The sequence below is a fragment of the Streptomyces sp. NBC_01171 genome (assembly GCF_045039805.1).
GTDB lineage: Bacteria > Actinomycetota > Actinomycetes > Streptomycetales > Streptomycetaceae > Streptomyces.
Genome location: NZ_CP108609.1, coordinates 5,113,418 through 5,128,023 on the forward strand (window position 1 = coordinate 5,113,418; position 14,606 = coordinate 5,128,023).

The following is a 14,606-nucleotide window of genomic DNA, read 5'->3' on the forward strand; positions in this document are numbered from 1 at the left end:
TCGCTCCTCGGGGGACGTCAGTGCGCCGGGACGTGGGTCAGCGGGCCTATGCGGTACAGCACTTCGGGGTCGTGCGGGCCGTCCGGGAACAGCTCCTCCGGAAACAGCACCTCGCGGGTCAGCCCGGCGCCGTGGCGCTCGGCGAACGAGGTGAACAGCCGCTCGGAGGCGGTGTTGCCGGGGGTGATGGTCGTCTCCACATCCGTGACGCCCTGCTCGGCGGCCAGCCGCGCGGTCAGCCCGTCCAGCAGCGCGGCGGCGATGCCCTTGCCGCGCTGGGAGCCGTCCACGGCCACCTGCCAGACGAGCAGCGTGTGCGGGCGGTCGGGGCGGACGTACCCGGTGACGAACCCGACCGGCTCGCCGTCCGCGCCCCGGGCCACCGCCGAGGTGCCGGCGAAGTCACGGCACCACAGCAGATAGCTGTACGAGGAGTTCAGGTCGAGCGTTTTCGAGTCCTTGGCGAGACGCCAGAGTGCGGCGCCGTCGGTCACCGCGGGTCTGTCGATGAGCAGGTCGGCGGATGCGGAAGTCATGCGGCCTGAATTTAGCGAGGTGAATTGCGAAATGCACGACGGGGATCTCGGGAGGGTCTGGACCTCTCGGTGTTATGCCGGGTTTGACCTAGGGTAAACCCGGACAAAAAGCTCCCCGTGTGGAGTGTGTCACAGGACGGAAACCTGTGGAAAACCGAAGTTGTTTAGCTCTGCAAAAACCGGGCAGGATAAAAAGGCTGAGCCTGATCGACTGAATTCACGGGGAATTTACGTCATATGGATAAGTGGCTGGAACGGTGGCCGGAAAAGAAAACGGCCCGCGCGAAATCGCGCGGGCCGCTGGTGCGTGCCGGGGGTCAGAGCAGGAACTCGTCCACCGCGGCCGCGGCCGCCTCCGGGTCCACCGTCAGCCCCTGTCCGGCCAGGGCCGTACCCAGCGCCGCCAGCGCGCGGCGCACCACCTGCGGCGTGGCGTCGGGCCCGTAGTGGTTCACCCGGATCATCTCCTTGGCCAGCGCCCCGCCACCGGCGGCCAGCGGCAACCCCGGGTCGCTCTCGAGTGCCCGCGCCACCAGCTCCGAGGCCACCGTGCCCGCCGGCACCCGCAGCGTGGTCGCCACCGGCGCCGCGTCCCGCTCCTCACGCACATAAGGCTGGAGGCCGCCGCCCAGGGCGATCGCCCCCGCCCGCGTGGCCCGCGCGAGGTCGCGGTGCCGGGCCATCACCGTGTCCAGGCCATCCGCCTCGATCCGCTCGACACAGGCGTCCAGCGCCAGCATCTCCAACTGGGCCGGGGCGTGCGGCAGCGCTTTGCGGCCGCCGTCGATCCAGCGCTCCTTCCAGTCCAGCAGGGAGAGGTAGGAGCGGCGCGGCGCGTCCGGGTTGGCGGCCATCCGCTCCCAGGCCCGCTCGCTCACCGAGATCGCGGACACCCCGGCCGGGCCGCCCATCGCCTTCTGGGCGCCGATCACGCACAGGTCCACGCCCCACGCGTCCGGCAGCACCGGCTCGGCGCCGACCGAGGCGACCGCGTCCAGGTAGAAGAGGGCGCCCTGCTCCCGTACCGCCTCGCCGATCTCCGCGACCGGGTTGGTGTTGCCGGTGGCCGCCTCGGCGTGCACCAGGGAGACGAAGTCGATCTCCGGGTGCTCGGCGAACGCCGCCCGGACCTGGTCCGCGGTGACCGCCGAGTCGAACGGCACGGCGAGGTCGTGCACGGTCGCGCCGGAGTCGCGCAGCCAGTCGCCGAAGGTCTGGCCGTAGGGGCCGGTGATCACGTTCAGCGCGACGGTGCCCGGACCGGCGGCCGCGCGGATCGCGCCTTCCAGCGGCAGCAGCGCCTCGCCCTGGGTGATCAGCACGTCCTGCCGGGTGTCCAGCAGCCGGGCCACCCGGTCCTCGATGGCGGCGAACCGCGCGGCGGTCAGCGGGGGCAGGTCGAGGAGGGGATGGGTCACGGCGGGTGCCTTCTTCGCTCACGAGGTCCACGGAGGCCGGCCCTGGGAGGCCGACGGTGACGAGGGTAACTGGCGGCCTCCGTGCCGTTTTGACCGGCGACATCTTAGGCTGGACGGCCGCGAAGCCATCAGTTTGATTTGAGAGGCCCAAACCTCTCCTTATAATCGGAACCCACAGTTCCCCCGATCGGGAGATTCCCCCCATGAAGACCCTCCTTCAGCGCCGGCCCCGTGTGCTGGCAGCCATCACCGCGGCGGCCGCGATCGCGCTCGTCGCCGGCTGCTCCTCCTCGGGCGGCGGGGGTGGGAAGACCACCGTCAAGGGGGTCCACCTCGCCAACGCCGGAGCGCTGACCGTCTGCACCCACCTGCCCTACCCGCCGTTCCAGTCGGTGATCGACGGCAAGGTGCAGGGCTTCGACGTCTCCCTGATCGACCTGGTCGCCAAGGACCTGGGCGTGAAGCAGAAGATCGTGGACACGCCGTTCGAGAACTTCAAGACCGGCGCATTCCTCAACTCCGGCCAGTGCGACCTGGCCGCGGCCGGTATGACGATCACCGACGAGCGCAAGAAGAACGTCGACTTCTCCGACCCGTACTTCGAGGCCACGCAGGCCGTCCTGGTCAACAAGAAGAGCGGCATCAAGTCGCTTTCGGACCTCAAGGGCAAGAAGCTCGGCGCGCAGGCGCAGACCACCGGTGAGGACCTCGCCAAGAGCAAGGGCCTCGACCCGGTCTCCTTCCACTCCTCCGACGCGGTCCTCAACGGCCTGCGCACCGGCCAGGTCCAGGCCGTGGTCATCGACTACCCGGTGGTCCAGGGCTGGCTGAAGGACAAGGCCAACGCCTCCGCCTTCCAGGTGGTGGACAACATCAACACCGGCGAGCAGTACGGCTTCACGGTGAAGAAGGGCAACACCGCCCTGCGCGACGCCGTCAACAAGGCGCTGGCCCGCGCCAAGTCCGACGGCGAGTACAAGAAGATCTACGAGAAGTGGATCGGCCCGTACGACCCGTCCGCCGCCTCCCCCTCCGCGAGCTCCTGACCCGATGGCCGACACGGACACCCGCATCCAGCCCCGCAAGAAGGGCCTGACCCGCAGGCAGCGGCGCAGGCTCTCGCGCGGCGCGCAGTACCTCGTCTTCGTCGCCGCCGTCCTCGCCTTCGCGTTCTCCGCGGACTGGGGACGGCTGAAGAACCAGTTCGCGCAACTGCCCATCGCCGAGCAGATGTTCCCGGACATCATCACGCTGGCGCTGAAGAACACCGTGCTCTACACGCTGTCCGGCTTTGTCGTCGGACTCGTGCTGGGCGTGGTCATCGCCCTGATGCGGCTGTCCTCCGTGGGGCCGTACCGCTGGGTCGCCGGCGTCTACATCGAGATCTTCCGGGGCCTGCCCGCCCTGCTGATCTTCATCTTCGTCGGCGTCGGCGTTCCGCTGGCCTTCCCGGACGTGCAGTACCCGGGCGGCACCTACGGCAAGGTGGCGGTCGCCCTCGGCCTGGTCTCGGCCGCGTACATGGCCGAGACGATCCGGGCGGGCATCCAGGCGGTGCCCAAGGGGCAGATGGAGGCGGCGCGTTCGCTGGGCTTCTCACCCGCGCGGGCCATGATCTCGATCATCATCCCGCAGGCGTTCCGCATCATCCTGCCCCCGCTCACCAACGAACTCGTCCTGCTCTTCAAGGACTCCTCGCTGGTGCTGTTCCTCGGTGTCACGCTGGAGGAGCGCGAGCTGTCCAAGTTCGGCAACGACCTGGCCAGCACCACCGCCAACTCCACCCCCATCCTGGTGGCCGGCCTGTGCTATCTGCTGGTCACCATCCCGCTCGGCTTCGTCGTACGGCGGATGGAGTCCAAGTCCCAGGAGGCGATCCGGTGAGCAGTCCCGAGATCCGCGTCGAGGGGCTGCACAAGTCCTTCGGCGACAACCACGTCCTGCGCGGAATCGACCTGGAGATCGGCCAGGGCGAGGTGGTCTGCGTCATCGGGCCGTCCGGCTCCGGCAAGTCCACCCTGCTGCGCTGCGTGAACCTGCTGGAGGAACCCCAGCAGGGCACCATCGTGGTCGGCGGCACCGAGCTGACCGACCCGGACGTGGACATCGACGCCGTACGCCGTCGCATCGGCATGGTGTTCCAGCAGTTCAACCTCTTCCCGCACCTCGATGTCACCGAGAACCTCACGCTGCCCCAGCGCCGGGTGCTCGGGCGGGACAAGGCGGCGGCGGAGAAGGTCGCGGCGGAGAACCTGGCCCGGGTCGGGCTCGCCGACAAGGCGCGCGCCTACCCGTCCTCGCTCTCCGGCGGCCAGCAGCAGCGGGTGGCCATCGCCCGCTCGCTCGCCATGGGCCCCGAGGTGATGCTCTTCGACGAGCCGACCTCCGCGCTCGACCCCGAGCTGGTCGGTGACGTGCTCGCGGTGATGCGGGGGCTCGCCGAGGAGGGCATGACCATGATGGTCGTCACCCACGAGATGACCTTCGCCCGCGAGGTCGCGGACCGGGTCGTCTTCATGGACGGCGGCGTCATCGTCGAGCAGGGCACCCCCGAGGAGGTCATCGGGAACCCGCAGAACGAGCGGACCCGCCACTTCCTCTCCCGCGTCCTGGACCCGGCGATGGCCGACGTCGAGGACGCACCGGGCAAGACGGCGGAGTAACCGGGGCTTCAGTGCGCGGGGCCCGCTCACTAAGGTGCGGTGCATGAGCGATCAGGCGGTGCTGCACGTGAAGGGGCGGGTCCTGGCCGGGCCCGACGACGTCCGCGACGAGCTGTGGGTGGTCGGCGGCCGCATCACCTACGACCGCCCCGCCGGCGCCGGTGACGTCCGGACCGTCGAGGGCTGGGCGCTGCCCGGCCTGGTCGACGCCCACTGCCATGTCGGCCTCGGCGCGGAGGGCCCGGTCGACGCGGACACCGCCGAGAAGCAGGCTCTCACCGACCGCGAGGCCGGCGCCCTGCTGATCCGGGACGCCGGTTCGCCCTCCGACACCCGCTGGGTCGACGACCGCGACGACCTCCCGAAGATCATCCGTGCCGGACGGCACATCGCCCGTACCCGCCGCTACATCCGGGGCTACGCCCACGAGATCGAGCCCGCCGATCTGGTCGCCTACGTCGGCCGGGAGGCGCGGCGCGGGGACGGCTGGGTCAAGCTGGTCGGCGACTGGATCGACCGGGGCGTCGGTGATCTCGCGCCCTGCTGGCCGCGTGAGGCGGTGGCGGCGGGGATCGCGGAGGCGCACCGGCTGGGCGCGCGGGTCACCGCGCACTGCTTCGCGGAGAGTTCGCTGCGGGACCTGGTGGAGTCCGGCATCGACTGCGTCGAGCACGCCACCGGCCTCACCCCCGAGCTGATCCCGCTGTTCGCGGAGCGCGGCGTCGCCATCGTGCCGACCCTGGTCAACATCGCCACCTTCCCCGACCTCGCTGCGGGCGGCGACGACAAGTACCCCCGCTGGTCGGCACATATGCGACGCCTCCATGAGCGGCGCTACGACACGGTGCGCGACGCCTATGACGCGGGCATCCCGGTCTACGTCGGCACCGACGCGGGCGGCTCGCTGCCGCACGGGCTGGTCGCCGCCGAGGTGGCGGAACTGGTCACCGCCGGCATCCCGCCCGTCGAGGCGCTGGCCGCCACCAGTTGGGCCGCCCGCGCCTGGCTGGGCCGCCCCGGTCTGGAGGAGGGCGCCCCGGCCGACCTGGTGGTCTACGAGTCCGACCCGCGCGCCGACGTAGGGGTACTCGCGGCGCCGCGCCGGGTGGTGCTCAACGGGCTGGTCGTGCAGTAGGCGGGACGAACGGGCGTGCCCGTTTAATCGAATGCGGGGGCGGAAACCCCACGATGGAGTGAAGTAACCCAGGATCGCTGACCGTTCACCCACAGTGCGTAATGGTTGTCGTGTCCCGAGCACGTCCCACCTGGGGGTCCCACCGCCTTGAACAGCGACAACTTCCGCATGCCCGCACGCCGTCTCGCCACCGCGGCGACGGCCACCGCGCTCGCCGCCGCGCCCCTGCTCCTCGGCGCGAGCCCGGCGCACGCCACCGGCGACCACGGACACGCCTCCGCCGCCGTGCTGCGCGCCGGTCTCGACGTGTCCCTGCTCCACCACACCGCCGACGTCCCGCTCACCCTCAGCCTGAACGAGGTGACGGCACCGGGCGACGCCGACCGCACCGCGCTCGCGGCCCGGCTCGACGGCGTGAACCAGGGCCGCCCCTTCTCCGTGCTGCGCGCCGACGTCGCCTCGGCCAGAGCCACCGCCACCGACGAGCGCGCCGAGGGCTCGGTCCGGCTGACCGACGCCCGGCTGCACGTACCCGGTCTGCCGCTGCTCTCCCTGATCGAGGTCGGCACGGTCACCGCCCGCGCCACCTGCGCGGCCGGGGAGGAGCCCGAGGCCGAGGCGAACGTCCTCGGCGCCGTCACCGTGCTCGGCAGGCGCACCACCCTCACCGCGGGCGGCCCCGCCGAGGTACGGGTCCCCGGCGTGGGCGAGGTCCGTCTCGACCTGGCCGAACACCGGACCACCTCCAGCACGGCGGCGGCCACCGCGCTCCGGCTCAAGGTCTCCGTGGACCCGCTGCGGCTGAACGTGGCCGAGGTGACGGGCACGGTGACGCTGGCCGAGGCGAGCTGTGAGACACCGGCGGGGGAGGGGGCGGCTCCCAGTGAGGCCCCCGAGTCGGCCGAGCCCGCCGCGCCCGAGCAGGAGGAGTCCGGTGAGGCGCCCGCGCCCCGGGTCGAACCCCAGGGCACCCAGAGCAACCTCGCCGAAACCGGCGGCAGTTCGGCCACCCCGTACATCGCGGGCGGCGCGCTGGCCCTGCTCCTGGTGGGCGGGGGAGCGGTGACGGTCGCCCGCAGGCGCCGGGGTTGACGGGAGGGGCCCGGAACGGGTCTCACCGCCGGGCCAGCGCCAGCAGGCTCAGGCCGAACATCAGCACACCCAGCGGGAGATGGACCGACGGCACGTGGGCGATGCCGAGCACGACCTGGACCGAGGCGAGCGCGAGGAAGCCCGAGGCGTGCCAGACGGGCCGGGTGGAGCCGCCGCCCGGCTTCCACGCCAGCACCGCCGCGAGCACGTACAGCATCGACGCCCCGTACATCACACGGGCGCCGATGCCGTGCAGCGTCTCTCCGTAGGACGTGGTGAGCAACAGCCCTGCGGAGATCGCCTGGAGGAAGATGGTCAGTGTCTGGAGGGCTATGGCGATGCGGAGGAACGAGGAGCCGTCGCGCCGCGCTTCCGTCGTGGTCGTCACCTGAGTGGCCATGTCACGGTCCCCTTTTCCGCCCGTCGGGCAGCAGCTCGATAAGGTCTCACCGGTCCGACGACGCGGGCCTGCGAAAGGTAAGGCGAGGGGGGCGGCCGGAGACATGGGGACTGTGGAGGACAGGGTCGAGCGGCGCCAACTGCTGAACGTGGCCTACCGGTTGCTCGGCTCGGTGACCGAGGCCGAGGACGCCGTACAGGACGCGTACGCGCGCTGGTACGGGCTGCCGGACGGGCGGCGGGCGGAGATCCTGTCGCCCGGCGCCTGGCTGACCACGGTGACCGGCCGGATCTGCCTGGACCTGCTCGGCTCGGCGCGGGCCCGCCGGGAGCGTTACGTCGGCGCCTGGCTGCCCGAGCCGCTGCCCGACCGCGCCGAGTGGGACGGTACGGGCGACGCCGACCCCGCCGATCTGATCGTGCGGGACGAGTCGGTGGCGATGGCGTTCCTGGTCGTCCTGGAGTCGATGACACCGGCCGAGCGGGTGGCGTTCGTGCTGCACGACGTCTTCCGGTACCCGTTCGCGGAGATCGCGCAGGTGCTGGGGCGGACCCCGGCGGCCTGCAAGCAGTTGGCGGCCTCCGCGCGGCGGCGGGTGAGTGCCGCGCGGGCTCCGGCGCCGGTGCGGGCCGACGTGGTGCGGCGGGTGAAGGAGGCGTGGGAGAACAAGGACATCGCCGCCCTCGTCGGCCTCCTCGACCCGGCCGCCGTGATGACCGCCGACGGCGGCGGCATGGTCGGCACCGTCCTGCGCCCGGTCGAGGGCGGCCCGCGCATCGCCCAGTACATGGCCGCCATCGCGGACCGGGCGCCCGGCCTCGAACTCCTGGAGCGCTCGGTCAACGGCCTGCCCGGCCTGGTGGCCCGCCGCGACGGCGCCGTGGTCACCGTCGCCGCCTTCGACATCGACGACGACCGCGTCACCCGGATCTGGGTGGTCCGCAACCCGGAGAAACTGCGGCCGTGGCCGGCGGGACCTCAGCCCTCCTGAGTCAACGCCGCGCCCAGCGCCTCGACGAACCCCGCCATCGTCGTCCGGTCCCGGACCGCCACGCGGAGCCAGTCGGGGCCGAGTCCGGGGAAGGTGTCGCCCCGGCGGACCGCGTAGCCCAGCTCGCGCAGGCGATGCCGTACGCGCTGTGCGTCCGGCAGCTCCAGGAGGACGAAGGGGGCCTCCGCAGGGCCGGTCACCTTGAGGCCGTGCGGGGTCAACCCGGCCAGGCCGGTGAGGAGATGGGTGCGGTCGGCGGCCGTGCGGTGGGCCGCGTGGGCCGCCTCGGCGAGGGCGCGGGGGGCCACGCAGGCCCGGGTCGCGGCCAGGGCCGGGGTGGACACCGGCCACAGGGGCTGGGCGCGTTCCAGGGCGGTGACCGTCTCCGGGGGCGCGAGGACGTAGCCGACCCGGAGCCCGGCCAGGCCCCAGGTCTTGGTCAGACTGCGCAGCACCACCAGGCCGGGCACGTCCGTCCGCCCGGCCAGCGCCTCCCGCTCACCCGGCACCGCGTCCATGAACGCCTCGTCGACCACCAACGTGCGGCCAGGGCGGGCCAGTCGGGTGAGCACCCCGGCCGGGTGGAGCACCGAGGTGGGGTTGGTCGGGTTGCCGACGATCACCAGGTCGGCGTCCTCGGGCACCAGTGCCGGGTCCAGCCGGAAGCCGTCCCGCGCGCTCAGCAGCACCCGCTCCACCGTGTGCCCCGCGTCCCGCAGCGCCGCCTCCGGCTCGGTGAACTGCGGATGCACCACCACCGGCCGCCGCACCTGAAGCGCGCGGGCCAGCAGCACGAACGCCTCCGCCGCGCCCGCCGTCAGCAGCACCCGCTCCACCGGCAGCCCGTGCCGCTGAGCCACCGCCGCCCGCGCGGCCCGCCCGTCCGGGTAGGCCGCGAGACCGGTCAGCGAGGCCGCGATCTCCTCGCGCAGCCAGCGCGGGGGCGTGTCCGCGCGGACGTTGACGGCGAGGTCCACCAGGTCCGCCCCGGCGTCGCGGACCTCGGCGTCCCCGTGGTGGCGCAGATCGGGCCCGGCGTCAGTGCGCATGGCTGTGGGTGTGGCCGCCGTGGTGGTGGCCGTGTCCGTGGTCATGGCCGTCGTCGTCCGGGTGGAAGTGCGGCTGTTGCGGCTGGCCCACCTTGTCCTCGAAGCCCGGCAGCGCGATCCGGTACACACAGGAGTCGCAGTTCATGCGCAGATCACCGGCGACGGCCTCGGCGTACCGCTCCATCACCAGGTCCAGCAGCTCCGGCTCGGGCCCGATCACGTCCGCCGAGCGCACCTCCACCTCCGGGTGCGCGGCCGCCCACTCCTCGGTCTGCCGCCGCACCCGCTCCGGGAGGATGCCGGTGAACAGGAAGTACGGCAGCACGACGACCCGCCGCGCCCCCAGCCGGGCGACCCGGTCCAGGCCGCTCGGCACGTCCGGCGCCGCCAGCGACACGAACGCCGTCTCCACCCCCGCGTATCCGCGCCCCTCCCACAGCAGCCGGGCCGCCTTGCACACCTCGGCGTTGGCGTCCGGGTCGGTGGAGCCGCGCCCGACCAGCAGGACGGTCACGTCCTCCCGGGCGGTGCCGGCGAGGGCCTCGTCCAGCCGGCGTTCCAGCACGCTCAGCAGGGCGGGGTGCGGGCCGAGGGGGCGCCCGTAGGTGTAGGTGACGCCCGGATGGCGCTCCTTCTCGCGGGCCAGCGCCGCCGGTATGTCGCCCTTGGCGTGCCCGGCGGACACCAGCATCAGCGGCACGGCGGCGAAGCGGCGTACGCCCCGCTCCACCAGCTCGGTGACGGCCTCGCCCAGCGGGGGCGGCGACAGCTCGATGAAGCCGCCCGCGACGGGCAGTTCGGGGTGGCGGCGGCCCAGCTCCTTCACGAAGTCGCGGAACGCCTCGGCCCCGGCCTCGTCACGGGTGCCGTGTCCGGCGATGAGCAGGGCGGGCGGCTGGGTGGTCACGGTTTCTCCTCGGGGTGAGTCGGGTGGTACAGCAGGGCGTTGAGCGCGGCGGCGGCGACCGCCGAGCCGCCCTTCTCGGACACGTTGCTCACGGCGGGCAGCCCGCTCGCGCGCAGCGCCTCCTTGGACTCGGCGGCGCCCACGAAGCCGACCGGCAGCCCGATGACGAGCGCCGGGTCGGCGTCCAGGGTGAGCAGCTCCTCCAGCGCGGTCGGCGCGCAGCCGATCACCCACAGCGCGCCGGGGCCGACCTGCTCGTACGCGAGCCGCACGGCGTGCGCCGAACGGGTCAGCCCCGGACCGGACGTGGCCTCCCGCAGCCGGCAGACGGTGTCGCGGCGGGTGATCCCGGCCGCGACCATCTCCACGTCCACGACGACCGGCGCCCCGGCGTGCAGCGCGGCGTGCCCGCGCCGGAGGTCGGCCTCGGCCGTGACGAGGTCGGTGGCGTAGTCGAGGTCGGCGGCGGAGTGGATGACCCGCTCCACCACCGCACGGGTCAGCGGCGGGAAGCCGGAGGTGTCCAGGCGGGCGCGCAGCCGCCGGAACGACTCCTGCTCGATGGGGTGGACGACACGGTTCACCGGGCTCCCTCCGGGGCGTGCTGCCAGCGGTAGCCGCGCGGGGTCACCATGCGCCCGGCGATGTTCCGGGTGGCGGTGTTGCCGACGGTGACCACCGTCATCATGTCGACGGTCGCCGGGTCGAGTTCGGCGAGCGTGGTCAGCCGTGCGGACTCGTCCGGCCGGGAGGCGTTGCGCACCACGCCGACCGGCGTCCCCGCCTCCCGGTGGCCGGCGAGGACGGCGAGGGCCTTGGGGAGCTGCCAGTCCCGGCCACGCGAGCGGGGGTTGTAGAAGGTCACCACGATGTCCGCCTCGGCGGCCGCGCGGACCCGGCGCTCGATGACCTCCCACGGGGTGTGCAGGTCGGAGAGGCTGATCGACACATGGTCGTGGCCCAGCGGCGCGCCCAGCACCGCCCCGGCCGCGAGCGCGGCCGTGACACCGGGTACGCCGACCACGTCGATGTCGTCGGACGCCTCCGCGAGGGCGGGGGAGGCCATGGCGTACACACCCGCGTCCCCGCTGCCGATCAGCGCCACCGCGTGCCCCTTACGGGCCTCCGCGACCGCCGTACGGGCCCGCTCCTCCTCCGCGCCGAGCCCCGACTCCAGCACCCGGGTGCCGGGCCGGATCAGGTCGCGGATCTGGTCGACGTACTGGTCCAGGCCCACCAGCACCGAGGCGCGCCGCAGTTCGGCGGCCGCGCGCGGGGTGAGCAGGTCGCGGGCGCCGGGCCCGAGCCCGACCACCGCGAGCCGCCCCCGGCCGGGGCGCCGTACGACAGCGCAGGTCGCCATCGCGGGCGTCGCGGCCGACTTCCGCTTGGGTACGAGGAGTTCACCGCCGTTCCGCAGCGCCGCGGCCTCCGCCACCGACGGGGTGCCGACCGCCGCGAGGGGTGCGTCGGAGGGGTTCGGCACGGCCACGGCGGCCAGTTCGTCCGCCGGGTACGTCACCAGGGGCACGCCCAGCCGCTCGGCGGCGGCCACGATGCCCGGCTCCTCCGACTTGGCGTCCACGGTGGCGAGTTCGGCCACCGAACGCACCGAGAGCCCCGCCCCGCGCAACGCCTCCTCGATCAGCCCGAGCACCTCCTCGACCGGCGCACCCTTGGAGGCGCCGACCCCGACGACCAGCGACGGCGGCCTCAACAGCACCTCGTACGAGTCCGGTTGGACATCGCGGTCGGTCAACCGCACCGTGTACGCGCCCTGTTCGGCGAACGGCACCGGCGGCAACGGCCAGGTCGACTCGGCCTCCAGCGTGACCGGTTCCCCGTCCAGCAGCGCCCGCGACACCGCCGCGACCGCCCCCTCCACCGGCAGGCCCAGGGTGTCCAGGCCGGCCAGGCCCACCGCGTCCGTGGCCGTCGTCACCACCGGCTCGGCACCCAGCAACTCGCCCACTTCCCGCGCGAGTTCATTGGCGCCGCCGCCGTGCCCGCCCACCAGGGAAACCGCGAACCGGCCGCCCTCGTCCACGCACACCACACCCGGATCGGCCGCCTTGTCCCCGAGCAGCGGGGCCAGCAGCCGGACCGTGGCGCCGGTGGCCAGGAAGCACACCAGCCGGTCGCACTCCGCGAACGCCGCCCGTACGGCCTCCCCGGCCGGGCCCTCGTACACCCGCGTACGGTCCGGCCAGGCCGCGGCCAGCCGGTCGCGGGCCGCCGCCCCCGCCGCGGTGGCGGAAATCAGGCCGATCACTGGACTCCTCCTTCACTCCGTGCCGGGAGGCGGTCGCCCCACAGCAGGAAAACGGGGTTGCCGGCCGCCAGCCGGGTCACGTCACCCGGCAGCGGCGCCAGCCGCGAGGACTGCAACAGCACGCCCTCACAGCCGAACCCGGCCCCTGTCAGCGCCTCGCGCACCGGGCCGACCCGGTCCAGCGCGGCCACGGCCACCACGACCGTCCGCCGCGCCCGCTCGGCGCAGACGCCGACCACGGCGGGCAGATCACGGCCGCCACCGCCCACGAACACCGCGTCGGGCTCGTCAAGACCGGCCAGCGCCTCCGGGGCGGTGCCGTGCACCACCCTCACGTCGACGCCATGGGCGCGGGCGTTGGCCCGTACCCGGCCGGCGCCGTCCTCGGTCTTCTCCACGGCGGTCACGGCCGCGCCGAGCCGCGCGCACTCCACGGCCACCGAGCCCGACCCCGCGCCCACGTCCCACACCAGGTCGCCCAGGCGCGGGCCGAGCCGGGCGAGCGCCAGCGCCCGCACCTCGAACTTGGTGATCATCGAATCCCGGTGCGCGAACTCGCTCTCCGCCAGCGCCCACCGCGCGGGCCCGGCACCCGGACCGGCGACCGTGCGCGGACCGTCCTCGTCACGCGTCTCGTCCAGGCACAGCACCACGCTCACCGCCGGACCCCAGTCCCGCGCGGCGGCCTCGGCGGGCGTCACCCGCTCCACCCGCTCCCGCTGCGGATCACCGAGCGCGCTCACCACGACCAGCACCCGGCCCGTACCGTCCAGCCGGGCACCCAGCTCGGCCGGACCCGAGCCCGGACCGGTCAGCACCGCGACCTTCGGGCGCGCCCGGCACACGTTCACCGCGGTCCGCAGGTCCCGGCCGTGCGCGCTCACCACGACCGCGTCGTCCCAGGTCAGCCCCAGCCGGGCGAAGGCGCCCGCCACCGAGGACACTCCCGGCCGCACATCGAGCAGCCCGGCCCCGAAGCGTTCCGCCAGCACGCGCACGATGCCGAAGAACCCCGGATCGCCCGAGGCCAGCACCACCACCGGCCGCTCCTCGGTCACGTACTTCTCGATCGCGTCCAGGGCGGGCGCCAGCGGGCCGAGCGCCACGCGTGCCGCGCCCTCGGGCACCGGCGCCGCGTCCAGGTGACGCTGCCCGCCGACCACCAGCTCCGCCCCGGCGAGCGCGTCCGGCGGGACCGGGGTGCCCGTCCCCGCGCCGACGACCGTGATCAACTGCTCGCCCCCCGCTCACGCAGCGCCCGCCGCGCCTCCGGGTCGGCCTTGCGGAAGCCGTGGAAGTGGCCGGGGTGGTACAGGTGCGAGCGGGTGCCGTGCGCGTCCAGCGCCGCGCCGACCAGGAACAGGGTGTGCTTCCACAGCCGGTGCTCCTTGACGGTCTCCTCCAGAGTGCCGATCGTGCACCGCACCACCAGCTCCTCCGGCCAGGTCACCTGATGGGCGACCACGACCGGGGTGGACGTCGGGTAGCCGCCCTCCAGCAGCTCCCGCACCAACTGGCCGCTGCGCGCCGCCGACAGGAACACCGCCATCGTGGTGCCGTGCCGGGCGAACTCGCGCACCTCCTCACCGGGCGGCATCGGCGTCTTGCCGCCGCCGAGGCGGGTCAGGATCACCGACTGTGCCACCTCCGGGATGGTCAGCTCCCGCCCCGCCAGCGCGGCCACCGCCGAGAACGAGGACACGCCCGGCACGATCTCCGTGGCGATCCCGACCTCCGCGCACCGGTCCATCTGCTCCTGCGTGCCGCCCCACAGCGAGGGGTCCCCGGAGTGCACCCGCGCGACCTTCAGACCCTCCGCGTGGGCCCGCCGGTACACGGCCACCACGTCCTCCAGGGAGAGAGTGGCCGAGTCCAGGATCTCCGCGTCCGCGCGGGCGTGCTCCAGCACCTCGGCGCGGACCAGGCTGGCCGCCCAGATCACCACGTCCGCCTCAGCGATCGCGCGGGCCGCGCGGAACGTCAGCAGATCGGCGGCACCGGGCCCGGCACCGACGAACGTCACCTTGCCGGCGGGGGCATCGGCCATGGGAAGGGTCCTCTCCTACGGGAAGCCCGGACGCGTGGTCGTGGTCCGGGACAACGGGAACTGGGGTGAATGTCAGGGTCTGGTGAGGTTTGCGGG

General features: G+C 73.4%; 15 protein-coding genes. 6 read left to right on the forward strand and 9 right to left on the reverse strand.

Going from position 1 to position 14,606, the window contains the following annotated elements; genetic code table 11:
* Window positions 1-17: 17 nt before the first annotated feature.
* A complete protein-coding gene (gene ectA, locus OG448_RS23520) occupies window positions 18-536 on the reverse strand; it encodes a diaminobutyrate acetyltransferase (protein ID WP_391291257.1) in 519 nt (172 codons plus the stop codon).
* A gap of 317 nt (window positions 537-853) precedes the next feature.
* Window positions 854-1,954, reverse strand: coding sequence for a pyridoxal-phosphate-dependent aminotransferase family protein (locus OG448_RS23525; protein ID WP_405556633.1), 1,101 nt, complete (start codon window positions 1,952-1,954; stop codon window positions 854-856).
* 203 nt (window positions 1,955-2,157) lie between these two features.
* Here OG448_RS23525 and OG448_RS23530 point away from each other — a divergent pair, with 203 nt between their 5' ends.
* The 5 genes from OG448_RS23530 (at window position 2,158) to OG448_RS23550 (ending at window position 6,844) form a co-directional block, all read left to right on the forward strand.
* Window positions 2,158-3,000: a basic amino acid ABC transporter substrate-binding protein gene (locus OG448_RS23530; RefSeq protein ID WP_030815464.1), complete on the forward strand. Its 843-nt coding sequence runs from the start codon at window positions 2,158-2,160 to the stop codon at window positions 2,998-3,000.
* A gap of 4 nt (window positions 3,001-3,004) precedes the next feature.
* On the forward strand, window positions 3,005-3,838 hold the full coding sequence (locus OG448_RS23535) for an amino acid ABC transporter permease (RefSeq protein WP_329010181.1): 834 nt from the start codon (window positions 3,005-3,007) through the stop codon (window positions 3,836-3,838).
* Window positions 3,835-4,617, forward strand: coding sequence for an amino acid ABC transporter ATP-binding protein (locus OG448_RS23540; protein ID WP_405556636.1), 783 nt, complete (start codon window positions 3,835-3,837; stop codon window positions 4,615-4,617). The genes OG448_RS23535 and OG448_RS23540 overlap by 4 nt, the downstream gene beginning before the upstream one ends.
* A 43-nt stretch (window positions 4,618-4,660) precedes the next feature.
* The gene (locus OG448_RS23545; protein WP_405556638.1) at window positions 4,661-5,752 is read left to right on the forward strand and encodes an amidohydrolase family protein; all 1,092 of its coding nucleotides are present in this window, start codon (window positions 4,661-4,663) and stop codon (window positions 5,750-5,752) included.
* A gap of 147 nt (window positions 5,753-5,899) precedes the next feature.
* The gene (locus OG448_RS23550) at window positions 5,900-6,844 is read left to right on the forward strand and encodes an SCO1860 family LAETG-anchored protein (RefSeq protein ID WP_405556639.1); all 945 of its coding nucleotides are present in this window, start codon (window positions 5,900-5,902) and stop codon (window positions 6,842-6,844) included.
* 22 nt (window positions 6,845-6,866) lie between these two features.
* On the opposite strand, the gene OG448_RS23555 is transcribed toward OG448_RS23550, so the two are convergent.
* Window positions 6,867-7,244, reverse strand: a complete 378-nt coding sequence (locus OG448_RS23555; protein ID WP_405556640.1) for a hypothetical protein — start codon at window positions 7,242-7,244, stop codon at window positions 6,867-6,869.
* A gap of 103 nt (window positions 7,245-7,347) precedes the next feature.
* Between OG448_RS23555 and sigJ the strand changes: the two genes are divergently transcribed.
* Window positions 7,348-8,235 carry an RNA polymerase sigma factor SigJ gene (gene sigJ / locus OG448_RS23560; RefSeq protein WP_405556642.1) on the forward strand — a complete coding sequence of 296 codons (888 nt, stop codon included), beginning with the start codon at window positions 7,348-7,350 and terminating at the stop codon, window positions 8,233-8,235.
* On the opposite strand, the gene cobC is transcribed toward sigJ, so the two are convergent.
* The 6 genes from cobC to cobM are packed head-to-tail and all read right to left on the reverse strand — an operon-like array spanning window position 8,223 to window position 14,510.
* Window positions 8,223-9,284, reverse strand: coding sequence for an Rv2231c family pyridoxal phosphate-dependent protein CobC (gene cobC / locus OG448_RS23565; protein ID WP_405556644.1), 1,062 nt, complete (start codon window positions 9,282-9,284; stop codon window positions 8,223-8,225). The two genes, sigJ and cobC, sit on opposite strands and share 13 nt — an antisense overlap.
* Window positions 9,274-10,191 (reverse strand): sirohydrochlorin chelatase, encoded by a 918-nt coding sequence (locus tag OG448_RS23570; protein WP_405556645.1) that lies wholly within the window; start codon window positions 10,189-10,191, stop codon window positions 9,274-9,276. Before OG448_RS23570 ends, cobC begins: the two co-directional genes overlap by 11 nt.
* On the reverse strand, window positions 10,188-10,775 hold the full coding sequence (locus OG448_RS23575; RefSeq protein ID WP_405556646.1) for a precorrin-8X methylmutase: 588 nt from the start codon (window positions 10,773-10,775) through the stop codon (window positions 10,188-10,190). Before OG448_RS23575 ends, OG448_RS23570 begins: the two co-directional genes overlap by 4 nt.
* Complete coding sequence (cobJ, locus tag OG448_RS23580) at window positions 10,772-12,463, reverse strand: precorrin-3B C(17)-methyltransferase (RefSeq protein ID WP_405556647.1); 1,692 nt, start codon at window positions 12,461-12,463, stop codon at window positions 10,772-10,774. The genes OG448_RS23575 and cobJ overlap by 4 nt, the downstream gene beginning before the upstream one ends.
* Entirely contained in the window at window positions 12,460-13,695 is a 1,236-nt protein-coding gene (gene cbiE, locus OG448_RS23585) for a precorrin-6y C5,15-methyltransferase (decarboxylating) subunit CbiE (RefSeq protein ID WP_405556648.1), read from the reverse strand. Before cbiE ends, cobJ begins: the two co-directional genes overlap by 4 nt.
* Entirely contained in the window at window positions 13,692-14,510 is an 819-nt protein-coding gene (cobM, locus tag OG448_RS23590; protein WP_381231749.1) for a precorrin-4 C(11)-methyltransferase, read from the reverse strand. Before cobM ends, cbiE begins: the two co-directional genes overlap by 4 nt.
* Window positions 14,511-14,606: the final 96 nt, after the last annotated feature.

Coding starts and splice junctions, on each gene's coding strand:
- OG448_RS23545 (WP_405556638.1), top strand. CDS start 4,661: ATGAGCGATCAGGCGGTGCTGCACGTGAAGGGGCGGGTCCTGGCCGGG.
- ectA (WP_391291257.1), bottom strand. CDS start 536: ATGACTTCCGCATCCGCCGACCTGCTCATCGACAGACCCGCGGTGACC.
- cobC (WP_405556644.1), bottom strand. CDS start 9,284: ATGCGCACTGACGCCGGGCCCGATCTGCGCCACCACGGGGACGCCGAG.
- OG448_RS23555 (WP_405556640.1), bottom strand. CDS start 7,244: ATGGCCACTCAGGTGACGACCACGACGGAAGCGCGGCGCGACGGCTCC.
- cobM (WP_381231749.1), bottom strand. CDS start 14,510: ATGGCCGATGCCCCCGCCGGCAAGGTGACGTTCGTCGGTGCCGGGCCC.
- sigJ (WP_405556642.1), top strand. CDS start 7,348: ATGGGGACTGTGGAGGACAGGGTCGAGCGGCGCCAACTGCTGAACGTG.
- OG448_RS23535 (WP_329010181.1), top strand. CDS start 3,005: ATGGCCGACACGGACACCCGCATCCAGCCCCGCAAGAAGGGCCTGACC.
- OG448_RS23530 (WP_030815464.1), top strand. CDS start 2,158: ATGAAGACCCTCCTTCAGCGCCGGCCCCGTGTGCTGGCAGCCATCACC.